Annotated in this window: 14 protein-coding genes; 11 read left to right on the forward strand and 3 right to left on the reverse strand. The window is 36.5% G+C overall.

Features of this window, described 5'->3' with window-relative positions; genetic code table 11:
* The first annotated feature begins 71 nt into the window (after positions 1–71).
* Genes EV142_RS17510 through EV142_RS17520 form a run of 3 tightly spaced genes read left to right on the forward strand, consistent with a single transcriptional unit; the run spans position 72 to position 4,306 of the window.
* The gene (locus EV142_RS17510) at positions 72–2,531 is read left to right on the forward strand and encodes a ligase-associated DNA damage response DEXH box helicase (protein ID WP_132037131.1); all 2,460 of its coding nucleotides are present in this window, start codon (positions 72–74) and stop codon (positions 2,529–2,531) included.
* A gap of 2 nt (positions 2,532–2,533) precedes the next feature.
* Positions 2,534–3,169 (forward strand): ligase-associated DNA damage response endonuclease PdeM, encoded by a 636-nt coding sequence (gene pdeM, locus EV142_RS17515; protein WP_132037132.1) that lies wholly within the window; start codon positions 2,534–2,536, stop codon positions 3,167–3,169.
* Positions 3,170–3,196: 27 nt separating this feature from the next.
* Positions 3,197–4,306 (forward strand): catalase family protein, encoded by a 1,110-nt coding sequence (locus EV142_RS17520; protein WP_132037133.1) that lies wholly within the window; start codon positions 3,197–3,199, stop codon positions 4,304–4,306.
* A gap of 81 nt (positions 4,307–4,387) precedes the next feature.
* On the opposite strand, the gene EV142_RS17525 is transcribed toward EV142_RS17520, so the two are convergent.
* Complete coding sequence (locus EV142_RS17525; RefSeq protein ID WP_132037134.1) at positions 4,388–4,609, reverse strand: YtxH domain-containing protein; 222 nt, start codon at positions 4,607–4,609, stop codon at positions 4,388–4,390.
* 376 nt (positions 4,610–4,985) lie between these two features.
* Here EV142_RS17525 and ligD point away from each other — a divergent pair, with 376 nt between their 5' ends.
* Positions 4,986–7,550: a DNA ligase D gene (gene ligD / locus EV142_RS17530; protein ID WP_132037135.1), complete on the forward strand. Its 2,565-nt coding sequence runs from the start codon at positions 4,986–4,988 to the stop codon at positions 7,548–7,550.
* Here ligD and ku read toward each other — a convergent pair.
* Both ku and EV142_RS17540 read right to left on the reverse strand, forming a co-directional pair.
* Positions 7,547–8,323 carry a non-homologous end joining protein Ku gene (gene ku, locus EV142_RS17535; RefSeq protein ID WP_132037136.1) on the reverse strand — a complete coding sequence of 259 codons (777 nt, stop codon included), beginning with the start codon at positions 8,321–8,323 and terminating at the stop codon, positions 7,547–7,549. The genes ligD and ku overlap by 4 nt on opposite strands.
* 224 nt (positions 8,324–8,547) lie before the next feature.
* Positions 8,548–8,919, reverse strand: coding sequence for a SpoIIAA family protein (locus EV142_RS17540; RefSeq protein WP_132037137.1), 372 nt, complete (start codon positions 8,917–8,919; stop codon positions 8,548–8,550).
* A 316-nt stretch (positions 8,920–9,235) separates the two neighbouring features.
* On the opposite strand from EV142_RS17540, the gene lepB reads away from it, so the two are divergent.
* The 7 genes from lepB to EV142_RS17575 all read left to right on the forward strand — a co-directional run bounded on the left by lepB (position 9,236) and on the right by EV142_RS17575 (position 20,971).
* The gene (gene lepB, locus EV142_RS17545) at positions 9,236–10,843 is read left to right on the forward strand and encodes a signal peptidase I (RefSeq protein WP_132037138.1); all 1,608 of its coding nucleotides are present in this window, start codon (positions 9,236–9,238) and stop codon (positions 10,841–10,843) included.
* A 152-nt stretch (positions 10,844–10,995) separates the two neighbouring features.
* Positions 10,996–11,871: an alpha/beta fold hydrolase gene (locus tag EV142_RS17550; RefSeq protein WP_132037139.1), complete on the forward strand. Its 876-nt coding sequence runs from the start codon at positions 10,996–10,998 to the stop codon at positions 11,869–11,871.
* Between the two features lie 427 nt (positions 11,872–12,298).
* Complete coding sequence (gene katG / locus EV142_RS17555) at positions 12,299–14,572, forward strand: catalase/peroxidase HPI (protein ID WP_132037140.1); 2,274 nt, start codon at positions 12,299–12,301, stop codon at positions 14,570–14,572.
* Positions 14,573–14,948: 376 nt separating this feature from the next.
* On the forward strand, positions 14,949–15,194 hold the full coding sequence (locus EV142_RS17560; RefSeq protein ID WP_132037141.1) for a hypothetical protein: 246 nt from the start codon (positions 14,949–14,951) through the stop codon (positions 15,192–15,194).
* A gap of 140 nt (positions 15,195–15,334) precedes the next feature.
* Positions 15,335–17,329 carry a sensor histidine kinase gene (locus tag EV142_RS17565; RefSeq protein WP_132037142.1) on the forward strand — a complete coding sequence of 665 codons (1,995 nt, stop codon included), beginning with the start codon at positions 15,335–15,337 and terminating at the stop codon, positions 17,327–17,329.
* 510 nt (positions 17,330–17,839) lie between these two features.
* Positions 17,840–18,349, forward strand: coding sequence for a UpxY family transcription antiterminator (locus EV142_RS17570; RefSeq protein ID WP_132037143.1), 510 nt, complete (start codon positions 17,840–17,842; stop codon positions 18,347–18,349).
* A gap of 168 nt (positions 18,350–18,517) precedes the next feature.
* Positions 18,518–20,971 carry an ABC transporter permease gene (locus EV142_RS17575; protein ID WP_132037144.1) on the forward strand — a complete coding sequence of 818 codons (2,454 nt, stop codon included), beginning with the start codon at positions 18,518–18,520 and terminating at the stop codon, positions 20,969–20,971.
* Positions 20,972–21,059 lie beyond the last annotated feature (88 nt).

Below are 21,059 nucleotides of genomic sequence, written 5' to 3' on the forward strand. Positions count from 1 at the left end.
CTATCGCTCGAGTCTCCTGCATTGAAAGGACAGGATTATGACTATAAAATAATTTAAAGGATTAAAATAAAATGAACAGAGAGCAGCTTTTTACTGTGGCAAATGATTGGTTTCAGCAACAGGGATGGAAACCTTTTCCGTTTCAGACGCAAACCTGGACGGCTTTTTTGCAGGGTAAAAACGGTCTTCTGAATGCCCCGACAGGAAGTGGAAAAACCTATGCACTCTGGCTGCCGATTGTTTTAAACTACATCAGGAAAAATCCAAATTATAAAACGAAACATACACCCGGACTAAAAGCCATCTGGATCACGCCCCTGCGATCTCTTTCGGTAGAAATCAAACAGGCTGCAGAACGTGTTGTGCTGGATCTGGAGACTAAAATGACGGTCGGAATCCGTTCGGGAGATACGTCTGCAAGTGAGAGGGCGAAACAAAAAGGGAAAATGCCCGATTTACTGGTCACTACTCCCGAAAGCCTGCAATTACTACTGGCGACTAAAGGCTACGATAAAATTTTTGGTAATTGCGAAGCGATTGTAATCGATGAATGGCATGAATTGCTGGGTACCAAAAGAGGCGTACAAACCGAATTGGCTTTGTCCAGACTGAAAAAAATAGCGCCCAATATGCGTATTTGGGGAATTTCTGCGACGATCGGCAATTTGCAGCAGGCGCAGGAAGTTCTACTCGGAGTGGATTCAGAAGCGTATCACAATTCGGTTTTGATTAAAGCGGTCATTCACAAAAAGATAAAAGTCATTTCGATCATTCCCGATAAGATGGAAACCTATCCTTGGCGCGGGCACATGGGGCTGCATCTGATTGACGAAGTGGCGAAGATTATTAAAGCCAGTAAAACAACACTCATTTTTACGAATGTACGCTCGGCCTGTGAAATCTGGTTTCAGCGTTTACTCGAAAAATATCCGGAGTTTGCAGGGGAAATGGCCATGCATCACGGAAGTATAAGCCGTGAAACCCGCCTTTGGGTGGAGGATGCGATTCGAAATGAAGAACTGAAAGTCGTCGTTTGTACCTCAAGCCTGGATCTTGGCGTTGATTTTGCGCCCGTTGAAACGATTATTCAGGTCGGTGGACCAAAAGGCGTTGCCCGTTTTTTACAAAGAGCAGGACGAAGCGGACACCAGCCCGGCAAAGAAAGTGTCATTTACTTTCTGGCCACGCATGCAATTGAGTTAATAGAAGCTTCGGCCTTAAAAAAGGCAGTCGAAAATAATGTTATCGAAGACCGGGTTCCGTATCTGAACAGCTGGGATGTTTTGGTACAATATCTGAATACGCTTGCCGTTTCGGATGGGTTTTTCCCTGACGAAATTTTTGAAGAAGTAAAAGGAACATTCTGCTATCAGGCCATGACCAAAGAGAACTGGAACTGGATTCTGAATTTTATTTCAAACGGAAGTCAGAGTTTACAGGCCTATGACGAATATAAAAAAGTGGATGTAGAGGAAGACGGCCGCTTTAAAATTAACAGCCGTCTGATCGCCATGCACCACAGAATGCAGATTGGAACCATCATTGGTGATTCGGTTTTGAATGTGAAATACATGAGCGGCGGTTATATCGGAACGATTGAAGAATGGTTTATCACCAAATTAAAACCGGGAGACACTTTTATTTTTGCCGGTAAAAAACTCGAATTATTTAAGATCCGGAACATGCAGGTTCTGGTACGAAAGGCAGACCCCAAAAAAACATCAAAAATTGTGAGCTGGATGGGCGGACGTATGGCACTTTCGGCACAAATGAGCGAACTGCTGCGCCAGGAATTATACCGCGCGAATACCGATGATCTTTCACCGGAACTAAAAGCGCTTCATCCTTTATTTATCAGACAGCGAAAGGAATCTATTGTACCCAATGCAGATGAGTTTTTAATTGAAACTTTTAAGACAAGAGAAGGATATCATGCTATTTTTTATCCGTTTGAAGGCCGTTTTGTACACGAAGCACTGGCAAGTTTACTGGCCTACAGAATCAGTTTATTAGGCCCGATCAGCTTCTCACTGGCCTATAATGATTATGGATTTGAATTGCTTTCGGATCAGGAAATGAATATGCAGGAAGTGCTGGATAATAATTTATTTTCGACTGCCTACGTACATGATGATTTGCAAAAAAGCCTGAATGCTACCGAAATGGCCAGACGAAAATTCAGGGATATTGCCGTGATTTCGGGATTGGTTTTTACGGGATTTCCCGGAAAAATGGTCAAAACAAAACATTTGCAAAGCGGCTCACAATTGCTGTTTGAAGTCTTTCGGGATTACGAACCCGATAATTTATTATTCCAGCAGGCGTATCGGGAAACTTTTGAACATCAGATGGAAGAAGGCCGTCTGATTATGGCCCTGGAACGAATTCAAAAGCAGGAAATAGTCTGGAAATCCTGTGTAAAACCAACACCATTCAGCTTTCCGTTAATTACCGACAGATTAAGAGAAAAGCTTTCGAGCGAAACATTAGCAGAACGAATCAAAAAAATGACAGCTTCTTACATGAAATAATTATGAAGATAACAATACAAGATCAGACTTTCGTTTTACATCCAACCGGTGCTTTATTTTGGGAAGACAAAAAATGGCTGCTGATTTCTGATGTGCATTTGGGTAAAGTGTCACATTTTAGGAAACATGGCGTAGCCGTTCCCAATAATGCGATTTTAGAAAACTTCAGCAGGCTGACCAAAGTGGCCGAATTTTTCAGTCCTGAAAAAGTAATTTTTCTGGGCGATTTATTTCACAGTTCTATCAATCAGGAATGGGATTTATTTGAAGAATGGGTTTCCTGTTGTGTCAGCGAAATTACCCTTATTGCCGGAAATCACGATATTATTAATAAAAAACATTATACCGATATTCATATAGAAGTACTGCAATTCCTTGAAGTTGATGGCTTTTTGTTAACGCATCATCCCAAGGAAAATAAAGGCTGGTTTAACTTTTCGGGCCACATTCATCCCGGAGTTACCTTAAGAGGTTTGGGAGGACAGTCTTTAAAATTACCCTGCTTTTTCCAGAAGGAAAATCAGATGATTCTGCCTGCTTTTGGAGAATTTACAGGGAAACATATGATGCGGCCGGAACAGGGCGATTTAATTTACGCAATTGCGATGGATGAAATTGTGATTGTCAACAGTAAGTAAATGAGAATCAATTAAAAAAAATAAACTATGGAAGCGTCAACAAATTATATACGTTACAGCGAAAATATCGAAGTTAAACAGCCCAACGAAGACGAAATCAATCAGAAAATTGTTGACTCTATGGCAAGGGTAAACCGACTGATGTTTGAAAAATACCGTCATGCGATTCGCGATGCACATGCAAAAAGCCACGGAATTCTGAAAGGGGAATTGAAAATTTACGACAACCTTCCGGAACATTTGGCGCAGGGAGTATTCAGCCAGCCTAAAACTTATCCGGTTATTATTCGATATTCGACGGCACAAGGCGCAATAGTTCCCGATAAGATGTCGGCTTTTCGGGGTATGGCCATCAAAATCATTGGAGTTGAAGGAGAAAAATTCCTTCCTGATTTAGCCCATGCCATGACGCAGGATTTTCTACTGGTCAATTATCCCATTATACCTACCGGTACGATAAACGAATATCTGAAACTGCAGGAAGGATTGGAAAAACAGGCAGACAGTGGCGAATTGTTTCAAAAGATAGAACAGAAGGTTGCTGTAGGGGTACAAAATGTCCTCGCTGCCGTTGGCCTCGCAGACGATACGAATATATTGAGTGCGCCGGGGCCTCATATTTTAGGGGACACTTATTTTAGTATGGCAGCAATTCGCTATGGCGATTACGTGGCAAAAATAAATGTAAAACCTCTTTCAGATAATCTGAAAGAAGTATCAGGAAAGAAAATAGACAAAGAAGAAATAGAAGCCGATGAAAATGCTTTTTTAACAAAGCTGATATCCGGCTTTTTTGAATCTAATACAGCTGAATTTGAGATGAGTGCACAACTTTGTACCAATCTTGAAACAATGCCGGTTGAAGATGGCTCGGTGCAATGGCCCGAAGAACAAAGCCCTTATCAGCCAATTGCTAAATTGACCATCTTACCCCAAAATACGTTTAGTCCGGAACGCAGGGTTTACGCAGATGATGTTTTGAGTTTTAATCCTTTTCACTGTCTGCCGGAACATCGTCCGTTGGGAAATATAATGAGAGTTCGAAAACTAGCGTATGAAACGTCAAGCAAATACAGACATCATATGAATGCGCAACCAAGAATGGAACCGGTTGCCATTGGGGAACTTCCCGATTAGTGGGAATTATTATTAAATATAAAAATCCCCAGTACCTGAAAATTTTCAGGTACTGGGGATTTTCTAATAAAGTATGTTGTTTTATACAGGCTGATTGGCAGAACCGCTGTTCGGCGTATTTTTTCCTGTAAGATCTCCTGTAAAATCGGTTATTTTGTCTTTTAAGTTGCCTAAATAATCCGATTTAAGATCTGCTAATTTATTTCTTAAATCTTCTCCTTTTTCCGGAGCGAATAAAACTCCGATTGCTGCTCCAATTGCTACACCAGCAAGTAATGTGACTGCTAATTTACCTGATTCCATGATTATTATTTTTTAAGTTAATGTTCAATTTTTCGTTTGTATTTAGGTAGACATTTTTCTAATCCAAATCTCAATCGTGATGCTAATGGTATTAAAAGATGTCTTTTACAAAGTTGCAATTCTAATCCGGAAATTTCTTTACATAACTTCCGTAAAATTTTATACTATTTTAATAAGGAAAGAATTAAATTGCAGATCTCCCAATGTTAATGCTAAAAAGTGCAAGGATATTTTGTTCCTTCTAATGTTATAAAATTCGTTTGTAATTGTGTAAGTGCTTGTTTGTAAGCCTTTTTAAATTTGATAGATCCAATTACGTCCTCAATTGAGTCAGGATTTTTAATGCACCAGAAGTTTAATTAATCAAATAAAAGGTATGTCACTTCTAAAATACAACGAAAAGAGAAACTTTAGCGATACAGCTGAACCGAAAGGGCAGGTGGGACGATCTGAAAATGAATTAATTTTTGTGATTCAAAAGCATGCTGCTTCCCATTTGCATTATGATTTTCGATTGGAAATGGATGGCGTCCTGAAAAGCTGGGCAGTTCCTAAAGGGCCTTCGCTAGATCCTGAAATAAAACGTTTGGCGATGATGGTAGAAGATCATCCGTACAACTATAAAGATTTTGAAGGGTCTATTCCCGAAGGAAATTATGGGGCCGGAAACGTGATTGTCTGGGATAACGGAACCTACCTTCCGGCTGATTCAGATTATAAAGGTACTGCCGAAGATAAATTGCAGGCAGATCTTAAAAAAGGCCATATCAGTTTTACTTTAAAAGGTAAAAAACTTAAAGGAAATTTTTCTTTGGTACAATTAAAAGGCAAACAGGAAAACGCCTGGCTTCTGATTAAAAAAGAAGATAAATATGCCACTACCGAAGATATTCTTAAAAAAGATAAATCGGTTATTTCTAAACTTAGCCTGGATGTTTTAGAAAAGAAATCTGCCAAAGAAAAAGCATTAGCTAAAAAAAAAACGACTGATATAAAGTCAGCCACAATTGCTGAGAAAAAAAACAAAGAGACTAAAAAAACCGCTATTATATTTAAAAAACCAATGCTCGCCAGTCTGACCGACAAAGCTTTTGATGACCCGGATTGGATTTTCGAAAATAAATTTGATGGTTATCGCACGCTCGCTGTTATAAAGGAAGGCGGTACAGAACTTTTTAGCAGAAATCAGATTTCTTTCACTAAAAATTTTCAACCGATAACCGACGAATTAAAAAAAATAAACCACGAAGCCATTCTCGATGGGGAAGTGGTGGTTGAAAATGAAGCAGGAAAATCGGATTTTCAACTACTGCAAAATTATTTAAAAACAGGAAAAGGAAAATTAAAATTTTATGTTTTTGATATTTTGAACCTGGACGGAAATGATACGACTCATTTGACTTTACTGGAACGAAAAGAGCTGCTGGAAATGTTAGTGTCTAAATCTAAATTTTCGAATATTCTGTATTCCCAACATGTTCCCGAAAAAGGGATCGCATTTCTGGAAGTTGCCGCTAAAAAAGAAAGTGAAGGAATCATCGCTAAAAAAGCAGACAGTCCGTATACTATTGGAAAAAGAACAGGAGACTGGCTTAAAATAAAATTATCCCAACAGGAAGAAGCGATTATAATCGGAATTACGGAGCCTAAAAATTCACGTACCTATTTTGGAGCTTTACTACTGGGACAATATAAGGAGGGCATATTACAATTTATTGGTAAATGCGGAACCGGTTTTACGCAGGAAGTACTGAAAGAACTGCACCTTAAATTGGCTCCTTATTTTACAGATAAATCTCCTTTGGAAGAAAAAGTACCGCTGCGGGATACTATTCAATGGATCAAACCAAAATTGATTTGTCAGGTTAAATTTGCGGAGTGGACTCAGGATAATCATCTGCGTCAGCCCGTATATCTTGGCTTGAGAATAGATAAAAATGTAAAAGAAGTACTTTTTACCGGAAAGGATAACATTAAAGGAAAAGAAAAAATGGAAAAGACCACTACATTAGAAAGTAAATCAGCTCCTGAAAAAGAGGGTAATTTTGATTTAAAGGCAGGGAAAACAACCCTGCATTTAACCAATCAGAATAAAATTTATTTTCCGGCTGACGGCATAACCAAAGGGGACATTGTCAATTATTACAATGAGGTTGCCGATTTGATTTTACCTTATCTAAAAGACCGTCCGGAATCCATGTACCGTTTCCCGAATGGAATCGAACAATCCGGTTTTTATCAGAAAGATGTCGATGATGATAAAATTCCGTCCTGGCTTAAAACCAAAAAGATTTTTTCGGAATCTACCAATGCTAATGTCGATTACCTGATTTGCAATGACAAAGCGACTTTGCTGTACATGGCCAATCTGGGCTGTATTGACATTAATCCGTGGAACTCTACGATCAAACATATCGAAAATCCGGACTGGGTCGTGATTGATATTGATCCCGAAAAGGATGACTTTAAGGAAGTTGTAAAAACCGCACTCATGGTAAAAGAGGTGATGGATGAATTTGAAACAGCATGTTACTGTAAAACTTCCGGTGCTTCCGGACTTCATGTCTATATTCCTCTTGGAGCAAAATATGACTATGATTCCGTAAAAATATTTGCGGAACTTATTGCGCACGAAGTCCATTCCAGATTACCCGAAACAACGAGTTTAGAACGTTCGATCAAAAAAAGAAATCACAAAATCTACCTGGATTACCTGCAAAACCGAAAAGGGCAGACGCTTGCAGCTCCGTATTCCGTGCGGCCAAAACCGGGAGCCACAGTTTCTACGCCATTGGAGTGGAGTGAGGTAAATGCAAAATTATCGCCTTCTCAATTTACCATCAAAAATGTATTAAAACGATTTGAGAAGAAAGGGGATCTTTGGCAGCCGGTTTTAGGAAAAGGGGCCGATATAAAAGCAATACTAAAGAAAAGTTCTTAGGAACTTTTCTTTTTTTTGTTTTCAAGACTTGCTTTCAGCATTTCCATTAAATCATCGTTTTGTTTATGAACGACTTTTAGTTTTGGGGCAGCTTGTTTTTTGCCTTTGGCTTTGTCCTTGATGATTTTCAGAAGTTTATCGGTATACTCATCTTTATAGCTGGAAATGTCAAATTTTTCGGTAAGCTGTTCTACCAGTTTATTGGCCATCTCCATTTCTTTGACTTTTGTTTTAGAAACAGCCGGGAGTTTTAATTCAGAAGTATCTCTGATTTCCTGCTCAAAACGGATTCTGTTTAACACGATCACATTTTTATACGGTTTTAAGATCGCTAAACCTTCCTTATTTCGCATGACAAAACTGGTTACGCCTACCTTTCCTGAAGCTTCCAGGGCATCGCGCAATAACGCATACGCTTTCATGGCGCCTTTGTCCGGTTCTAGATAATAAGGCTGCTCATAATAAAGGCTGTCAATTTCTTTTTCGAGCGTAAAGTTTAGAATGTCAATGGTTTTTGTTTTTTCGGCATCGGCGGCTTCAAAATCTTCCTCTTCCAGGATCACATATTTATCGTCTATTTTGTACCCTTTTACGATATTGCCGTACGCCACTTCCTTTCCCGTAGTTTCATTGACTCTTTTGAATTTAATATTCGAATGGTCATTTTTGTCCAGCATATCCATGTCTAATGTACTTTCCTGTACGGCAGAAAATAATTTTACGGGAATATTGATTAACCCAAAACTAATTGCACCTGTCCATATCGCTCTCATAATCCTCAATTTTAAAATTGTTTTACCCGTAAGACGCTGTACTGAGATAAGCAATTAAAGCACATCAGAGCCAGCGTACTATCGCTGTGATAATTTTTAATTTATTTTTTGTCTTATTACGGACCTTGTAATATTTTTAATTTTATTTTACTTCTTATCACGAAAGTTGTGATAAAAGAAATTTTAATTTTTGCCATATCACAAGAGCGTGCCCGTATTTAACATTAAAGTGTCTCTTCAGAAACCCACGTCAGGGCTTCGTCGTATTGTTCTTTTTTAAAACCTTTAAATTCACCCGGAATCAGGTAACTAAAGCCATTGGTAAAAGAAATGATAGTATCAGAATCAGTAACGATTGCTGCCCTGTTCCATTTTCCAATGTTTTTAAGGCCCAACATTGCATCCTGAACCCAGGCGCCCGTGGTAAAATTTTCTAATTCAGTGTCTAAAACCAAAAGGAAATTGATGTGTTTAACTTGTTGGATCACACGATCTACTTCCGGAATTATAATATTCTGGAAATGTTCCTGGGTAACTTCTCCCGTTGCGCGAAAAGCGGCAATATTATTGGGGCTATCTTGTATTAATTGTATCATTTTATGTCTTTTATATTATAAATAAATTTAAGCAACACTCCATTTCCCTGCTTACACTTAAAAAGTTAAATCTTATAAAATCGTAAGGCTTTTTTTTAAGGTACTTAGGGGGTAAGTTGCTGAGGTTATGAGTTTTTTTTAACTGATTTATTTTGAAAGCTGCGTGCTGTTTAGCGATTTGGCTCAAATCCTGTTGACTTATTGTGTAACATATTTGGTTAAAAAACTACCTATAGAAGATGGTGTAATTTTTACCGCATAATTTTTCAAATACCCGGAACTCAAATTTTTATACTAATAACTAAAAAAATAAAATATGAATTTATCAGAATGGCTTGTTTTTATTTTAATCATGCAAATTATTCATGGACTGTCTACCTGGAAACTTTATGTAAAAGCGGGCAGAAAGGCTGTTGAAGCATTTATACCGATTTACAATTTTGTAATTCTTATGAAAATTATAAATCGTCCGCGTTGGTGGGCTTTTTTACTTTTTATACCGATTATTAATCTCATTATGATTCCGGTCATCTGGGTAGAGACTATTAGAAGTTTTGGAAAGAATACTACTTTGGATACGATATTGGTGGTACTGACATTAGGCTTCTATATTACTTTTTTAAACTATACTTCTGAAAAACTAACCTACATTGAGAATAGAAATCTAAAGTCCCAGACAAAATCGGGAGACACGGTAAGTTCTCTTTTATTTGCCATTATTGTAGCGACATTGGTGCATACTTATGTCATACAGCCTTTTACGATTCCATCTTCCTCATTGGAAAAAACATTATTAATTGGAGATTTTTTATTCGTGAGTAAAATTAACTTTGGTCCAAGAACTCCTATGACTACTGTTACCTTGCCGATGGTGCATGATTCGATTCCTTTTTTAGGGGTGAAATCGTATCTGTTTAGTGATGATGTTACTAAAAAAGAAACCTCGCTGTTAAACAAGTTTCAGTTACCGTATTTTAGATTTCCCGCTATAGAAAAAATTGAGCGTAATGAAATTGTAGTGTTTAACCAGCCTGCAGACACCTTGCGCGATATGGATAATTTCAAACCGGACCGGAATTATTATAAACCTATTGATAAAAAAACAAATCTGGTAAAACGATGTGTTGGAATACCCGGAGATTCTCTGGAAATCAGGGATGGGGATATTTACATTAACGGGAAACTGAGCCAATTACCGGAAAGCGCAAAACCTCAGTTTAATTTTCTGGTAGATACAAAAGGAGAAGCCATTAGTCAGGATGCCCTTGTCAACCGATATGGGGCCAGGGAAGGCTTAAAGTATGAAAACGGAGATTTTGCCCTAACCAATAAAGGGGAATATTTTTTGACACTGACAGACAAAGAAGCGGCCTTATTGGCGAATAACCCAACCGTAAAAAGCGTAAAAAAATATTTAGCTCCAAAAGGAATAGACGGGGACGTATTTCCTCACATTCGTTCTTTGGGTTGGAATATCGATAATTTCGGACCGATTTATATTCCTAAAAAAGGAGCTACTATTCCATTAACCGTAAAAACACTTCCTTTTTACAAAAGGATTATACAGGAATATGAAAAGAACAGTTTAAAAATTAAGGGCGATGAAATTATAATCAATGGAAAAGTAAGCACCACATATACCTTTAAACAGGATTATTACTGGATGATGGGAGATAACCGCCAAAATTCTTTAGATGCCAGGTTCTGGGGTTATGTGCCTTTTGATCACGTAGTGGGTAAGCCCGTATTTATCTGGTTCAGCTGGAATACGAATGGCAGTGGAATTAATAAGATAAGGTGGAATCGTATTTTTTCTGTAGTAAACGGAAACAGTGAACCTAAATCGTATTTAATTCACTTTTTATTCCTGATCGGTTTTTATATTATGGGTAAAAAAGTAATACAGAAAATGAAGAAGCAATAATGGGGACGCGGGGGTAATAGCTATTAAGTCAAATCAGGATTTTAGTGCAATTACTGTTTTATTTCCTATATTCGTTTCGTCAGAAAAATACGCTGTTCTAATGGCGCTGACTCACGAAGCCACAGGACATTAACGAAACCAAACCAACCTTTATGAAAAGAAGAATTAAACTGTTAGTACTATTTATGGTGTTTTCAATTGTTGTCGGGGCACATGCCCAGGTTCATATGAACTTTAAATTTGAAACACCTTATGGCGACAATAAAGCGGTCGGGAAATATGCTGAAATAAATGGTGCTAAAATCTATTACGAGGAATATGGAAAAGGAGAACCTTTACTGCTCATTCATGGAAATGGTGGAAGTATTAATTCAATGGGAAATCAGATTGATTATTTTAAAACGAAATACAGGGTCATTATAGCGGATAGCAGAGGCCAGGGAAAATCAGAGATGAAAACAGATTCGCTGACCTATGTGCAAATCACAAAAGACTGGGAAGGGTTGGTGAATCATTTAAAATTAGATTCAATCAGCATTATTGGCTGGAGTGACGGTGGAATTGTTGGATTGGAAATGGGGATCTCCGGTAAAGCAAAAATAAAGAAAATTGTCGCAATGGGTGCCAATTTAAGACCGGATTCAACAGCTGTTAATGGCTGGGCTGTCAACGAGGTTGCGAAACACAAAAAAGAGGTTGTATTGAAAATTAAGGAGAAAGACATCAGCCATAACTGGAAAACAGAAAAGCAAATGCTGGGACTTTTGGGAGATCAGCCTAATATTCCCACTAAGGATTTATCAAAAATAAAGGCAAAAGTATTAATAATGGCAGGTGATGAGGATATCATTAAAAACAAACACAGTTTAGAAATTTATGAAAATATCCCCAAAGCACAATTGTGCATAATGCCCGGAGAAACACATTTTGCGCCTGCCTCCAATCCGGTATTATTTAATGAAATTGCCTATAAATTTTTATCGGAAACCTTTAAAAGACCGGATTCTAACTGGACAAAATGGAAATAATAGGGTTTAAACTTTCGGTTGACTTGCCGAAACAGTAAGTATTCAAAATAAAGTAAAAGTAAAAAGAGTTGAAAATAGCAATATTTCAACTCTTTTTTTTGGTGTTTCATTACAGTAAAATTTAAATTATCTCCTTTTTTAAACAGTAAAAATGAGGTAACTAGGAGTTTGAATGATATAAGGTTTTTCGATTGTTATTTAAATACGATAAGTTTTAACTATTTATTAATAGAAAATATCAGGTTTACTATAAATAGGAATTTGCGTAATTTTAATACTTTTATACTTCTTTATTTTATGTCGTTCATACAACTAAAAATAAAGGATTCGTATTTCTGGTGCTTTTTTCAGGCATCGTTAATCTGATTTTTTAATAACATGCATGGTTTATAAAATTTGATTATTAACAATAAACTCATTTAAAAAAATGGAAAACAATTCAAATGACATCAGTAAATGCCCATTCCATAACGGAAGTACAAAGCAGGCTACTGCAGTAAATGCCGGTACAAAAAACCAGGACTGGTGGCCCAATCAATTAAAGGTGAATGTACTTCGCCAGCATTCTTCTTTATCCAACCCGATGGATAAAGACTTTAACTACGCTGAAGCTTTTAAAAGCCTGGATCTGGAGGCTCTTAAAAAAGACCTTCACGCACTTATGACGGATTCACAGGATTGGTGGCCGGCTGACTTTGGTCACTATGGAGGTCTTTTTATCCGTATGGCATGGCACAGTGCAGGAACCTATCGTGTAGGGGATGGCCGTGGAGGAGCAGGTGCAGGACAGCAGCGTTTCGCGCCGCTTAACAGCTGGCCGGACAATGTAAGTTTAGATAAAGCGAGAAGACTGCTTTGGCCAATCAAGCAAAAGTATGGAAGAAAAATTTCATGGGCCGATTTAATGATACTGACCGGAAATGTTGCACTTGAATCAATGGGTTTTAAAACATTTGGTTTTGCCGGTGGACGCGAAGATGTATGGGAACCGGAACAGGATATCTACTGGGGATCAGAAAAAGTATGGCTGGGCGGTGATGAGCGATATGCACATGGTTCTGAAGGCGTAGCGAAACATGCTGTCGTTTCTTCTGATGATAATGCAGATGGGGATATTCATACCCGTGATTTGGAAAAACCTCTTGCGGCTGTTCAGATGGGTTTAATTTATGTTAATCCCGAAGGACCTGACGGTAATCCGGATCCTATAGCTGCCGCTAAAGACATTCGTGATACTTTTGGACGTATGGCCATGAATGATGAAGAGACTGTAGCACTAATTGCCGGAGGACACACTTTTGGTAAAACGCACGGAGCTGCTCCATCTGACAACGTAGGCGTAGAGCCTGAAGGTGGAGATCTTGAACAACAGGGCTTGGGGTGGCATAATAAATATGGTTCCGGAAAAGGTAAAGATGCGATCACCAGTGGTTTGGAAGTAACCTGGACCACCACACCAACGCAATGGAGCAATAATTTCTTTGAAAACCTTTTCGGTTTTGAATGGGAACTTTCCAAAAGTCCGGCAGGGGCACATCAATGGGTAGCGAAAAATGCTGAGGCCATTATCCCTGATGCTTTTGATTCTTCAAAAAAACACCTGCCAACGATGCTGACTACCGATCTTTCTTTGCGACTGGATCCTGAATATGAGAAAATATCACGTCGTTTTCTGGAAAATCCGGATCAGTTTGCTGATGCATTTGCCAGAGCCTGGTTTAAACTAACGCATCGTGATATGGGACCTCGTACCTTGTATCTTGGACCCGATGTTCCGGCAGAAGAATTGCTTTGGCAGGATCCAATTCCGGCAGTCGACCATCAATTAATAGACGAAGCGGATATTGCAGCACTGAAAGTAAAAATCCTGAATTCGGGATTAACTGTTGCCGAGCTTGTTTCAACCGCCTGGGCTTCAGCTTCTACATTCAGAGGTTCCGATAAACGTGGTGGTGCTAATGGTGCCCGCATCAGACTGGCCCCTCAAAAGGACTGGGCGGTTAATAATCCTGTTCAGCTGCAAAAAGTAATTGCGGTTTTGGAAGATATTCAGAGCGCATTTAATGCAGGGCAATCAACTAAAAAAGTTTCTCTTGCTGATTTAATTGTTCTGGCCGGAGGAGCCGCAATTGAGAAAGCAGGTAAAGAAGGCGGAAATGGGATTACGGTTCCTTTTACACCGGGTCGTACAGATGCACTGCAGGAAAAAACAGATGTAGAATCTTTTTCATTTCTGGAACCTATTGCAGACGGTTTTAGAAATTATAAAAAGGCTAAATATTCGGTGGCTACAGAAGCTCTTTTAATTGATAAAGCGCAGCTGCTAACCCTTACAGCACCTGAACTAACAGTTTTGGTTGGAGGTATGCGCGCTTTGAATGCTAATTTTGACGGATCATCAAAAGGAATTTTCACAAACCGTCCGCAAATATTATCGAATGATTTCTTTGTGAATTTACTGGACATGGGAATCGCCTGGAAAGCAGTTTCAGACGATAAAGAAGAATATGCCGGACATGATCGCAATACAGGTGAAGTAAAGTGGACAGGTACACGTGCCGATCTTTTATTTGGATCTAATTCAGAACTTAGGGCTATAGCTGAAGTATATGCAAGTGCCGATTCAGAAGCAAAGTTTGTTACCGATTTTGTCCAGGCGTGGACTAAAGTGATGAATCTTGATCGTTTTGATTTGCTATAGTAAAATATAGTTGAAATAGAATAGGTTAAAAACTCTATGAGTGGTTAGCTGTTTAATAGACAGTTAAGTAATCATAGAGTTTTTTTTGTGGTTTAAAAAAAAAGGATTTTGTGTGCAATAATTCTGGTTTTTGTATATTTTTACTAAAACTTTACTAAAATTTAGTATTAATAATGCTATCATAATATGTTTTTAGTAAAAAGAGACATTCAAGTCTTTATATTTGTAATTAAAATTTTACAATTCACTACCATTTTTGATTTAGTCCTATTTTTCCTGAATTCTTTATAATGTAACTTTAAGTTTACGGATATACCGTAAAATGAAATACAATTGTAGTCTTTTTTTTGTATAAATGATATTAAATCAAATTATTATGAAAACTAGATTATGTATTGCTTCATTTATTTTACTTTCTTTTTCTATTTTCTCCTGTTCAACAGATGATATTGATGAACAGACTGAGACTAAAACTTTAAAGATTACTTCTGAAAAAGAGGTGAAAAATTATTTGCATAAAGATATAAATGTCAAAGCTATTGACTCAACTACTATCATTTCAGATGCAAATAATACTGCGGAAGGTGATCCAAGTAATCCAAAACCACCAAGAAAAGATTAGTACCTCTTTATTTTGAAATAAAAAGACTATAGGATTTATTCGTAAATTTTATAGTCTTTTTATTTCAAAATACTATATTTGAGAAGTAAAATAACACTTCGACTTTGGTAACATCTTTCAGAATATTTTTTTTATTTCTAGTGCTCGTAATTTTTTCCTGTAAAAAAACAGAACTGACTGGTTCTGAATTTAATACAGTTATTTCATTTGATCGTAATAATTTAGAAGGCAAAAAGAAAGAGCAGTATTTAGATTCGATAGTTGCTTTATTAAAACTTCAGAAAAATGATTCCACCATTAGAAATTTGTATTTTAAGATCTCTACGGAATACTATTACAACAACAACCTCGAAAAATCTTTAAGTACGAGTTTAGTAGCCCTCCATTTATCAAAAGAAGTAAATGATAAGGAAGGCATAGCAAAAGCACTTTTTTATGTTGGTGACAGTTATGGAAATATAAAAAAGGACAGTGCCTATTTTTATTATGTACAGGCGGAAAAATTGTATTATCAATTATCAGATTATGATAATATGTCAAAGATGCTGTTTAATAAAGCCTATGTTTTATTTTACGATGGAAACTATATAGAATGTGAAGTTGAAATTTCTAAGGCACTGAAGTATCTGAAAGAATCTAAAGACCTGCGGTTAATTTATTCCTGTAATACCTTAATGGGTAATTGTTTAGAGAAGCTGGATAATTATGATAAGGCATTATGGTACCACCAATTGGCTTTGAATAGTTTGGAAAAAATGAAACTTAACGATATTGATAAAAAGGAGATAAGTGATTATAATATCACATCGATTATTAATATTTGTAATCTGTATGACCTGAAAGGAGAATATTCAAAGTCCATAAAAAAATTAAAAGGTCTGCTTTCAAAAGAATTTAAAGAAAAATCTCCCCGATTATATGCCAATGTTCTCAGCAATCTGGCGTATTCTAAAATGAAGAATAAACAATACCACAATGTTTATGTAATGTTTTCCAAATCATTGGAAATGGTAGAAAAAAGCGGAGACGAGCTGGACGTTTTGTATAAAAAAATTCATATTGGTGAATATTTCCTAACGCAAAAAGACACTGTCAAAGCAATTAAAATTCTAAGAGAAGCTAATCAGCTGGCCATTAGGCTTAAGAATAGTAATGAAATCCTCACCTCCTTAAGACTTCTTTCCGGTTTAGATAAAAAACAAAGTCTCTATTATTCAAATGAATATATCAAATTAAGTGACAGTATTAATATTGTTCAGAAAAATGCGCACGAAAAATACGCCAGAATTGAATATGAAACCTCGAGAATAGAGGATGAAAATAAAATTTTGACCAATAAGAACTTTAATATTTTAATTATTTCGTTTGTACTGATTCTGTTGTTGGTTATTGTTTTTGTTTTAAGATACTTTAAATACAAAAACAAAGAGCTTAAATTTTTGAAAATGCAGCAAAAAGCAAATGAAGAAATCTATTTATTACTTACGGATCAGCATGAAAATATAAATGTGGCAAGAGATAATGAGAAAGCCAAAATCGCCAAAGAATTACATGATGGTATCATGAATAAGATTTACGGTGTCCGCATGAATTTAGGCTTTTTTAATGCCAAGTCAGAGAGTGAAATTGTCGAAAAAAGGAAAGAGTATATTTCTGAGCTGCAAAATATTGAAAATGAGATCAGGACTATATCGCATGATTTAAGTCGGGGTTCTTTTTTTGAAGGTAACGATTTTAATGTATTGCTACTGGCCTTAATAGATAATCAAAAAGAGATCAGTACAACCCGTTTTAAATATCGAAACGATGAAAAACTGGACTGGTCTACGATTCAGAACATCTATAAAATAAATTTATATCGGATCATTCAGGAAGCTATTTTAAATATCAATAAATATGCAAATGCAAAGAATTGCGATATCATAATTCAGAGAAAAAGCAACAACCGCTTAAAACTTTGTATTACGGATGACGGAGAAGGATTTGATGTTGAAAATAAAAAAAATGGTATTGGTTTACTCAATATGAAAGAAAGAGCGAACTTACTAAAAGGTCACTTTACAATTGTATCAAAAATTGGAATGGGAACAAAAATTCAAATTATATTTTATCTTAATTCAGTTGCCCAGGATTAGAGATACTTCAATTTCATTGTTTCAATTACGTGAAATTTGTATATTGAAAGATTATCACCGGTCAAATTTTACTCTTCAATAAAAGGGGATTCCTCCCTCTTTATAAAAGTATATTACTGCTTTTTTTAATTTCCTAAAATAAAGGTTCCGCTTTTTTATAGTGTTGCTCCAGTAAAGCTTATAAAAAAAGCAGCATTACAATCTTTAAAGTGAAGGGCAAATTGGTCTCTATTTATTTAAATGAAGTGATTATGCTTTTTATGTTCTCGAAAAACCTTCTTTTTTATGGTAAATGTAATAGTTATTTGCTTTATTATCAGTGTTTTGTGTTTTTTATATCAGAGTCCGTAGTTTTTCTGCTGAAAGTCCGTAATTTTTATATGAATGCTACTGCTAATTTAGCGATAAATCTAATGCGTTTTCCAATATTCAAAACCAGCATTTAGGATTAGTATTCTCGTAACAGAGAACAGCGTAGCTATTTAAAAACCCCTATTTTTATCATTATTTATGAAATCAATTCAAAATGGTTGGTATGTTCTATATGTTAAAAGTCATCATGAGAGAAAAGTATCTGAAGGGCTGAATAATTTAGAAATAAAGGCTTTTTCGCCAACAGTTCAGGTTCAGAGTACACGTACAGACAGAAGGAAAATGATTCATAAATTGCTTTTTCCGTCTTATGTTTTTGTAAAGATCAATTCTTCAATGGATTTTCACAGAACCCTATCCGTTAACGGAGCGTGTATGTACATTCGTTTTGGAATGGAATATGCAAAAGTAAGTGACAAGGAAATAAAAAATATTGAACTCCTGTTACAAAGCAATGACCTTACGGAAGTTGAAACAAATACTGAAAATTTTAAAGTTGGAGACCTTAAAACTATTTCATACGGTCCGTTAAGCGGATTGGAGTGTCAGGTTTTAGAAATCAGCAGCAGCAATAAAATTATTGTCAGAATTGATTCCCTAAAGAAAAATATAATCGCAACAATTCCGTCAGGCTACTTAGCTGATTAGGATATTGCGGATCAGAGAATCAGCTTCCTCTTAAATGCTGAATAAGCATTCCCTATTTTATTTATCGAAATTGAAAAGCTCCTGTTTTTTATAAAACAGCAGCTTTTTGCATACCCTTATTTTTTACTATAAACCGTTATCATTTACTCATTCTAAAAGAACTCAAAAATGTTTAAAAACTATCTAAAACTTGCCTGGAGAACTTTATTGAAAAATAAATATTTTACCATAATCAACATCACAGGTATAGGCATTGGAATTGCAAGCTGTTTATTCATAGTGCAATATGTATTTTTTGAGTCTGATTTTGATAAATTTCACAAAGATTCAGATTTAATTTATCGTGTTACCCAAAGTCGTTTTGAAAACAATATGCTGGTTGAAAATTCATCAATGAATTTTTCGGCTATAGGACCTACAATTAAACGCTATTTTCCCGAAATTAAGGCCGCTACCAGTCTGGGGAAACAAGATTGTATTGTTTCTGTAGACGGCACTTACGGAGACATCAAATCGTACAAAGAGAACGAGGTCTATTTTGTAGATCAAAACTTTTTGGATGTCTTTAACTTTCCTCTTTTAAGAGGAGGGAAAAAGGCCCTAAAACTGCCGAATTCAATCTTTTTAACTAAAAGTTTAGCCAAAAAACTATTTGGGAAAGAAGACCCTATGGGAAAAACAATACGAATTGTAAACTTTAATCAGGGAACCAATTTAGAACTGGTTGTTCGTGCCATAATGGAAGATGTTCCCGCAAATTCACACCTGCAATTTACCTGCCTTGTCACTACTACTGAAACACTGGGTTCCTGGCATTTTATTGATGAATATGCGTATGTGAAATTTGTACCGGGGACCAACGTAAACAATTCAAATTCGAAATTATCAGGTTACACCAATAAATATCTTGGTGATTATTCGGATGGGATTACGAATATTCAACTCGCCTTTCAACCTTTAGAAAGTATACACTTATATTCTGATCTTACCAAAGAGATTTCTGTGAATGGAAACGGTAAATTTGTATGGTTCATGTTGTTAATTGCGTCTTTGATCTTAATTATTGCCTATGTAAATTACATCAACCTGTCTACGATTAAGTCTATGGACAGAGCGAAGGAAGTAGGGCTGCGCAGAACTTTTGGTTCTCAGAAAATAGCACTTATTATGCAGTTTTTCCTGGAATCCCTGATCCTGAGTTTTATCGGAATTATCATTGCCATTATCCTTGTATTGCTTTTTAGAGGCGGTTTTGAAGGGTTGACGGGAATAAAAGTAACCGCTTTTTTCTGGACCGATTATAAAATATGGCTGCCGTTGCTTACCATACTGGTATTAGGAAGTTTTCTATCCAGTTTATATCCGGCCTATCTCTTATCGTCTTACAATCCGGTACAGATTCTTAAGGGAAAATTACCCATTGGAGGTTCCGGAATTTTTATGCGAAAATGTCTGGTTCTCTTTCAATTTGTCATTTCGATTTCCTTAATTATCGGGACATTTACGATATACAATCAGCTGGAATATATGCGTAAAAAAGATATAGGCATCAATTTAGAAAGAAATATTATTGTGCCTGCTCCCTCTAATAATTTTGAATCGCAAATGGGCGGACGTAATTTCTATCAGAAAATGCAATCGTTCCGAGCAAGCTTAGAGGAGTATCCTGAAATCGAAAGTGTCACATCTGCATCTTCCATTCCGGGAATTGATCTCAACTGGACAAGGCCTTACAAACGAAAGAACGCTGTCAACAAGAATAATCTGTACGCCACTTTTTCCATAGGTCCTGAATTTATCGATCAATTTAAAATTGGTATCGTTGCAGGGAAAAAATTTAGCCGGGATATGATTTCCATAAATCAGATGCCAACCGGAAATACGCCAATCCTGATAAATGAAGCTGCAGTAAATGCGTTCGGTTTTGAGAGTGCCGAAAAAGCGGTTGGAGAATTCTTAACGGACAGTAATGGATCCGGGGTTGAGTTTGAATATGAAATTATCGGTGTCATTAAAAACTTCAATCAAAAATCATTAAAAGAAACACTTACGCCTATTGTATTCAGGTTAGAAGACGGTTCCAGTATAGAATACTACGCTGTGAAAGTTTCTTCTCAAAATATTCCGGCCTCTATCAGCCGTATCGAAAAATCATTCAAAGAAAATTTTCCTGCAAGTCCTTTTGAATATTTCTTCTTAGATGAGTTTTTTAACAAACAATACAAAGTAGATCAGCAATTTGGTCAGATATTTACGGTTTTTGCCGGATTGGCCATCTTTATAACCTGTCTGGGTCTTTTTGGATTAACGCTGTTTACCAGTTTTCAGAAAGCCAAAGAAATCGCGATACGAAAAGTATTCGGAGCTTCTGTTTTTAGTTTGTTAATGCTGCTCATCAAAGACTTCCTGAAACTTATATTATTTGCCAGTGCAATTGCCTGGGCACTATCCTGGTGGGGATTAGAGCAGTGGCTGCAGGGATATTCGACCAGAATTGGAATTAATTTCGTGTTTTTTATTCTGGCAACATTCATCGTCATTTCCATTGCGTTTGTCATCATTGGAGCGCAGTCCTGGAAGATCAATAAAAACAATCCTTTAAAAGCTATCAAGCAGGAATAATAGTTGTTTCAACCTGTTTATTTCAAAATAAACCAGCCTGCAATACTTCTGAATTTTCATAAAGTTCCTTTTTAGAAATTACTTAAAC

Origin of the sequence: Flavobacterium circumlabens (assembly GCF_004345565.1) — a bacterium.
GTDB lineage: Bacteria > Bacteroidota > Bacteroidia > Flavobacteriales > Flavobacteriaceae > Flavobacterium > Flavobacterium circumlabens.